Origin of the sequence: Wolbachia endosymbiont of Drosophila seguyi, assembly GCF_028981765.1 — a bacterium.
Lineage (GTDB): Bacteria > Pseudomonadota > Alphaproteobacteria > Rickettsiales > Anaplasmataceae > Wolbachia > Wolbachia pipientis.
In genome coordinates this window covers 1-6,119 of the sequence record NZ_JAPQLM010000072.1, presented here as the reverse complement: position 1 = coordinate 6,119, position 6,119 = coordinate 1, and the positions used below count along the sequence as shown (strand labels likewise).

Sequence of the window (6,119 nt, the reverse complement as noted above, 5' to 3'; positions counted from 1 at the left end):
CTTCGACTGTATTTTGAGGTATATTATTAGACATCATAATTCATTTATTAACATTTTAATTCATATCTTAATAGAGTCATTTTACCAGAATTTAAGTTAAACACAATCCTTAAGAACAGGTTTTTACACAAACAAAAGTGTATTTAGTGATTATAAATTTTCCCTTAAAACCTAAGTTACATGACTTTAAAGTGCGGATAGAGGGACTTGAACCCCCACGAGCAAGCTCACCAGGACCTAAGCCTGGCACGTCTACCAATTCCGCCATATCCGCAAGAAATTTTTAGTACCCTATTATAGGTATTCCATTAAAAATATTCAAGGTTTAAAGTCTTACTTAATTTATGGTATTTACACAATCAAAAAAGCTTATTAACATTTCTTAATGAAAGCTCTAAACCCTGAAAATCAATAATGAGATTAATAACAAGCTTCTTACTCGCAATTTTTTTGATTACACAAAGTGGTTGCACAACCCTTATAATAGGTGGTGTGGTGGCTACAGCGGCAGCAACAGCAATAACAATGCAGGACAAATCCTTGGGAAATATCATTGATGATACGACTATGGTCATCAGAATTAATAAGGGGCTCTTAAAACATGGGCTATTTTCATCCATAAAGGTTAAAGTAAGTGAAGGAAGAGTATTGCTCATTGGAAGTGTTGACACTCCTGAAAAACAACTTACAGCAGAAAAAATAGCTTGGCAGCAAAAAGAAATTAAAGAAGTGATAAATGAAATAAGAGTAATACCAATTCAAATGGCTTCCATGCTAGACACCACTGTAGATGGCATGATAACAGCGGAAATAAGAACAAGACTCCTGGGAAAAAGAAATATTAAGTCAATTAATTATAGCGTTAATACGGTTGATAGAGTTGTTTATTTGATGGGTATAGCCCAAAATAAAGCGGAATTAAAAGCTGTAATAGCAATTGCAAGAAAAGTAAAGGGAGTAAAACAAGTTGTAAGTTATGTACGATACAGGTACAGTAAGTTACGCCATTAGGCAAAAATCGCTTTCAAATTATAACATTTGTACAGTTGTGACAATAGGTAGAGAACATAAATGAAAATTGCCTTTCAGATGGATGAAAATATAAATTTTGAAACTGATACTACATTTGCGCTAATAAAAGAAGCACAAAGGAGGGGGTATGAAATTTTTGTTTATACTCCTGATAATTTAGCACTAAAGCTAAACTATCCAATTGCTTTTGCTCAGAAAGTCAGCGTTGATGATTTTAGTTTTATCTCCAAAAAAGATGTAGCTATCAACTTGAATGAAATGAACATCATATTTATCAGACAGGATCCACCTTTTGATATGCGTTACATTACAACAACATATATCTTAGAAAAAACTAGCGCATTGGTAATTAACAATCCAACAGAAATAAGAAATTGTCCTGAAAAATTGATAACTTCATTATTTCCAGAACTAATTCCGCCAACTTTGATTACTGAAAATATATCAATGATTAGAGATTTCTACTACAACTATCAAGATATTATTCTGAAGCCATTGTATAGTTATGGAGGAAACGATGTGATAAGAATACAAGATGAGAATAGTATTCAAGTAGTAGTGGATCTCATGATAGCAAAATACGAATGCCCTGTGATTGCACAATCATTTTGTAAAAACATAGATAAAGATAAAAGAATATTGCTACTTTATGGCCAACCAATTGGTGTAATGAAACGAATTCCAAAAATCAGTGGAGAGATCAGAACAAACATGCGACTTGGAGCAAGTTTTGAGCCCGCTCAAATGAACGATAGAAACAATGAAATATGTAACAAAATTGGTCCTGAATTAAAGAAAAGAGGGCTAATATTTGTTGGTATTGATATTATAGATGACTTCCTGCTCGAAATTAACACAACTTCACCCACGGGAGTAGTTTATATCAATAAATTGTATAATATATCGCTAGAAAAGGATCTTTGGGACGTGTTTGAAGAAAAAGCAAGCAGCCATCAACTAAACCTGTGAACAATCACCTTAACAAACTCAGTAGTCCCATTCTTTATCCCTGTTTTTTCTGTACTATTGGTCATATCACGCAATTTTTGAGAATTATTTAATAGATCAAATAGTACCTCTGTTAGATTTTTTTTTGCTTCACTATTCTGCTTAACTATTATAGCTGCTCTCGAGTCTTCAATATATTTTGCGTTATAAAATTGGTGATTATCTTTTGAGTAAGGGTAAGGAATATATATAGCAGAACGCCTAGCAAGAGTGATCTCTGCTATTGAAGTTGCTCCTGCTCTGCTAATTACCAAGTGAGCATTGGCCAGTCTATTCTCCATATCATCAAAAAATTCACTCAATTCACAATCGATCTTTTCACTTTTGTATAGACTTTTGACCTTGTTTACATTTTTCTTCGTACATTGCTGCGTCACTCTAATTTTCTTTTTCATTTTAATAGGTAAATCACAAATTACGCTGCTTACTACATCATCAAAAAAATTTGCACCTTGGCTGCCTGCTATGACCAATATATTTAGGATTTTCTCAGTGCTAGAATGGCTCTGTGCTTTTATATCAACAAAATTTCCTGTAAAAATACATTTATTGCCCTCTGCATATTTAGTCTCCGGAAAGCTGGTTGCAATTAATTTTGCACTCTTGAAAAAGAATCTATTTACTCTCCCTAAAACTGTGTTTTGTTCATGTAAAATTATAGGTATAGAAAGAACTCTTGCTGCAAGAAGAGTTGGAAAAGAAGCATAGCTACCAAAACCAATGACCGATTTTGGTTTTAATTTTCTTACTTGATACAGTGCTAACATAGAGCTGTATATCAAGAAAAGGAAAAGCTTAAATTTGTTGCTGCTTGGTCTACGTAATGGTAAGGTGTAGCTTTCTATGTCGGTATTTTTATTTGTTTTTTTATCAGTGAATAATATGCAATTGTATCCTTGTGTCTTTAGTGCTTTTGCTAAAGCTATGGCCGGAAAGATATGCCCACCTGTGCCACCTGTTGCTAAAATAATATCCATCTGTAAATAATAAATCCTAGATTGTTAACTGTTATTTAACAATTTGCACGTAGAATTTTATTAAGCGTTATGATAGTTGAGTTAAAAATGCCTAAAAGTAATAGTAAAAAAGAACCTAATGAGAAAAATAAACCTCAAGAACAAAGAGAAGGCAGAAGCGGAGGTTTTTTAGAACTGCTAAAAAATATAATAAAAATTCTTTTCAATTCGGTCGTTGACCTACCTGAGCACGAGCAGCATAATAAAATGAAAAGCACTAATCTACAACAAGGTTTGGATACTAAAGGAAAAGGCCCAGAAGATCTTCATCCAAAGGCAAAGCTTGAAGTTAAAGAAGCAGCTAAGGGATTGAAAGAAGAGTTACAGAATTCTGATGCTGGTGGTAATCAATCTATTGAAACTAAAGTGCCTAATCAAACTACTACTCAAGACATTGACAACTCTAAAACGATGGAACGTTAGTTCAACTATTTAACATCTGCAGCAAGCACTGATTCATGTATCATCTCTGAAATGGTTGGATGAGGAAAAATCGTAGATTTTATGTCGAAGTCTGTTCCTTCTAGTTGCTTTGCAAGAGCAAAATTGCTAATTAACTCCGTTACTTCTGCACCTATCATGTGGCTACCCAGAATTTCTCTGGTTTTTTTATCTATAATCGTTTTCACTAACCCTTCAGTTTCACTGAGTGCAACAGATTTACCATTAAAGTTAGAGTGAAATTTTCCTATTTTTATATCATACCCACCTTTTATTGCCTGTTCCTCAGTAAGGCCGATGCTCGCTATTTGTGGATGAGAATAAGTGCAATTTGGTATGCATTCTTTTTTTAACGCATGAGCATTTTTACCAGCAATCTTTTCAATGCAGATCACGGCTTCATGGCTCGCTTTATGTGCTAAACATGGTGGGCCAGCTACATCACCTATTGCATACACATTTGATTCACTAGTTTCATACCATTCATTCGTTTCAATAAAGCCAGAAGGGCTTAATTTAATTTTTGTATTTTCTAAACCTATATTTTCAATATTTGCTTGAATTCCAACCGCAACAATCACCCTCTCAAATTCTTTGCTCTCACCACTACTTAGTAGCACTTGAGCAGAGTCTTTACTTTTAGTAAGAGCTTTTACGCTACTGTTTGTATATATTTTTATCCCCTGTTTTGTGAATATTTCTTGTGCTAAATCTGAAATGTCCTTATCCTCCAGCGGCAAAATAGTGCTCTTTATCTCTATGATTGTTACATCACCCCCCAAAGTACTATAAAAACTTGCAAATTCTATTCCAATTGCACCAGACCCTATAATTAGTAGCGATTTTGGTAATCTCTCTGGAGTCATAGCGTGCTGCGCATTCCATATTAAATCTCCATCTGCCTCTATTCCAGGCAGATTCCGTGCCCTCACGCCTGTTGCTAAAATGATATGCTTGGAAACAATTTCTTGTTCTTCCTTATCGCTAACGACTTTTATAGTACCATTGCCTGCAAGTTTACCAAAACCTTGATGAACTTTGATATTATTTTTTTTCATCAAATATGCAACACCGCTTGACAATTTATCAACAACGTTTCTTGAGTATTTCACTATTGATTGTATATCAAAATTCGCTCCCTTTACTTCTATACCAAACTCTTTTGATCTTTTTATTAGCCTATAAACCTCAGATGCTCTAAGCAGTGATTTTGTTGGTATACATCCCCAATTTAAGCATATACCGCCTAAATTTTTTTCTTTTTCCACAATTGCAGTTTTAAACCCAAGCTGTGCCGCCCTAATTGCCGCTATATAACCACCAGGACCGCTACCTATAACCGTAATATCATACTCATTCATCAGTTTTCTTCGTATTCAAAAAGATTATATATAACAGATGGAACCCATACAATCAATGGTCTGTCATCTACCGTCTTAAGAGTCAAGATAAAAGTTGTTATTTTTTATCATGGCATTTAAACAAACGATAATTTTTCTCATGACAGCAACTAATGCAACCTTAGCAGCTTTGCCAGAATCAACCAAACGCTGATAAAACGCTTTCATTTTTCTGTTGTGGCGCATAGCAACAAGAGCTGACATGTATAGTGCTTTCCTTGCATAAAACCTGCCTCCTTTGATTTGAGCTTTGCCAACTTTTCTTCCACTTTCACTAGTTTTAGGTGCAACTCCAACTAAGCATGCAATTTCTCTATTCTCTAATCTACCAAGCTCAGGCACCTCTGTCAGTAGAACGCTCGCCGTCTTTGATCCAATACCTTTATAGCTGATTAAAAGCTCATTTTTTCCTTTCAATTCAGCTATTGCGTCTTCTATGTCTTGCCTAATTTCTTTCAATTGTTTTTCAGCAAACCCTATCTGTCTTTCTATGTATTCTCTAGCTTTTCCCGTCGCACTTTGCAGGCGACACTTGTTTGCATGAATTGCATCATTTAAATTACGCTCAACTGCCCCCAGCTCCTTTAATTCCTCTTGCTTTTGTGAAATTATACATCCTTTTACTTCACCGTCTTTACTGACAAATTCAGCGTATTTTTCCAGTAATTTAGCATCTAACTTGTCAGTTTTTGCAAAATGATTGCAAGCTTTGGCAAATGCATATACCCGATTCAGGTGAGCTTTATGGACAGTTATCTTGCAACAATTTTATAATGAGCTTTTCATAGCCACCAGCTTACACATAACTTGATGGGTAAATCGACTATATTTGTTTCTATAAACTTAGATATAGCATCACTCACGTTTGCTATGCGCTTATGCTTGCCATTAATTGAGATGTCCAATGCTTCCTTGGAAACATCTACTCCCATGAAAATTATTCTAGCCACTTTTGTACCTATAAATATAATCAAACAATAATGCAAAATGCTGTATACAGGATTGTAATTCGATCTTTTAGATCCACCTACCGTTCGTACTACATTTTGCTTTAAGCCTTACTATTACCCACAAATAAAAACATAGTATTGTATTTACTCAAATAATTTAATTTTATTAACTTGAAAGCTTATTAGATTAAAATTATTAAACTAAGAGTTATAATTTTAGCAACTAAAAGCTGTAAATTGCACCATATAAACAGTTATTTCAAGCAAAAGTT

Annotated in this window: 5 protein-coding genes, 1 tRNA gene and 1 pseudogene; 3 read left to right on the top strand and 4 right to left on the bottom strand. The window is 34.3% G+C overall.

The features are described 5' to 3' along the window. Window positions 1-192 precede the first annotated feature (192 nt). Window positions 193-274, bottom strand: a tRNA-Leu gene (locus OZD62_RS01440). A 140-nt stretch (window positions 275-414) separates the two neighbouring features. On the opposite strand from OZD62_RS01440, the gene OZD62_RS01435 reads away from it, so the two are divergent. Together OZD62_RS01435 and gshB are read left to right on the top strand one after the other, a co-directional pair. Beyond that, window positions 415-1,011, top strand: a complete 597-nt coding sequence (locus OZD62_RS01435; RefSeq protein ID WP_010962515.1) for a BON domain-containing protein — start codon at window positions 415-417, stop codon at window positions 1,009-1,011. A gap of 60 nt (window positions 1,012-1,071) precedes the next feature. Further along, window positions 1,072-2,001, top strand: coding sequence for a glutathione synthase (gshB, locus tag OZD62_RS01430; RefSeq protein ID WP_038198626.1), 930 nt, complete (start codon window positions 1,072-1,074; stop codon window positions 1,999-2,001). Here gshB and murG read toward each other — a convergent pair. After that, entirely contained in the window at window positions 1,986-3,017 is a 1,032-nt protein-coding gene (murG, locus tag OZD62_RS01425; protein WP_274979319.1) for an undecaprenyldiphospho-muramoylpentapeptide beta-N-acetylglucosaminyltransferase, read from the bottom strand. The genes gshB and murG overlap by 16 nt on opposite strands. 69 nt (window positions 3,018-3,086) lie before the next feature. On the opposite strand from murG, the gene OZD62_RS01420 reads away from it, so the two are divergent. Continuing rightward, entirely contained in the window at window positions 3,087-3,479 is a 393-nt protein-coding gene (locus OZD62_RS01420) for a hypothetical protein (RefSeq protein WP_006279962.1), read from the top strand. Between the two features lie 5 nt (window positions 3,480-3,484). Here OZD62_RS01420 and lpdA read toward each other — a convergent pair whose 3' ends face one another. Together lpdA and OZD62_RS06225 are read right to left on the bottom strand one after the other, a co-directional pair. Beyond that, window positions 3,485-4,858: a dihydrolipoyl dehydrogenase gene (gene lpdA, locus OZD62_RS01415; RefSeq protein ID WP_275019276.1), complete on the bottom strand. Its 1,374-nt coding sequence runs from the start codon at window positions 4,856-4,858 to the stop codon at window positions 3,485-3,487. A 75-nt stretch (window positions 4,859-4,933) separates the two neighbouring features. Next, a pseudogene (locus OZD62_RS06225) lies at window positions 4,934-5,847 on the bottom strand (IS110 family transposase). Window positions 5,848-6,119: the final 272 nt, after the last annotated feature.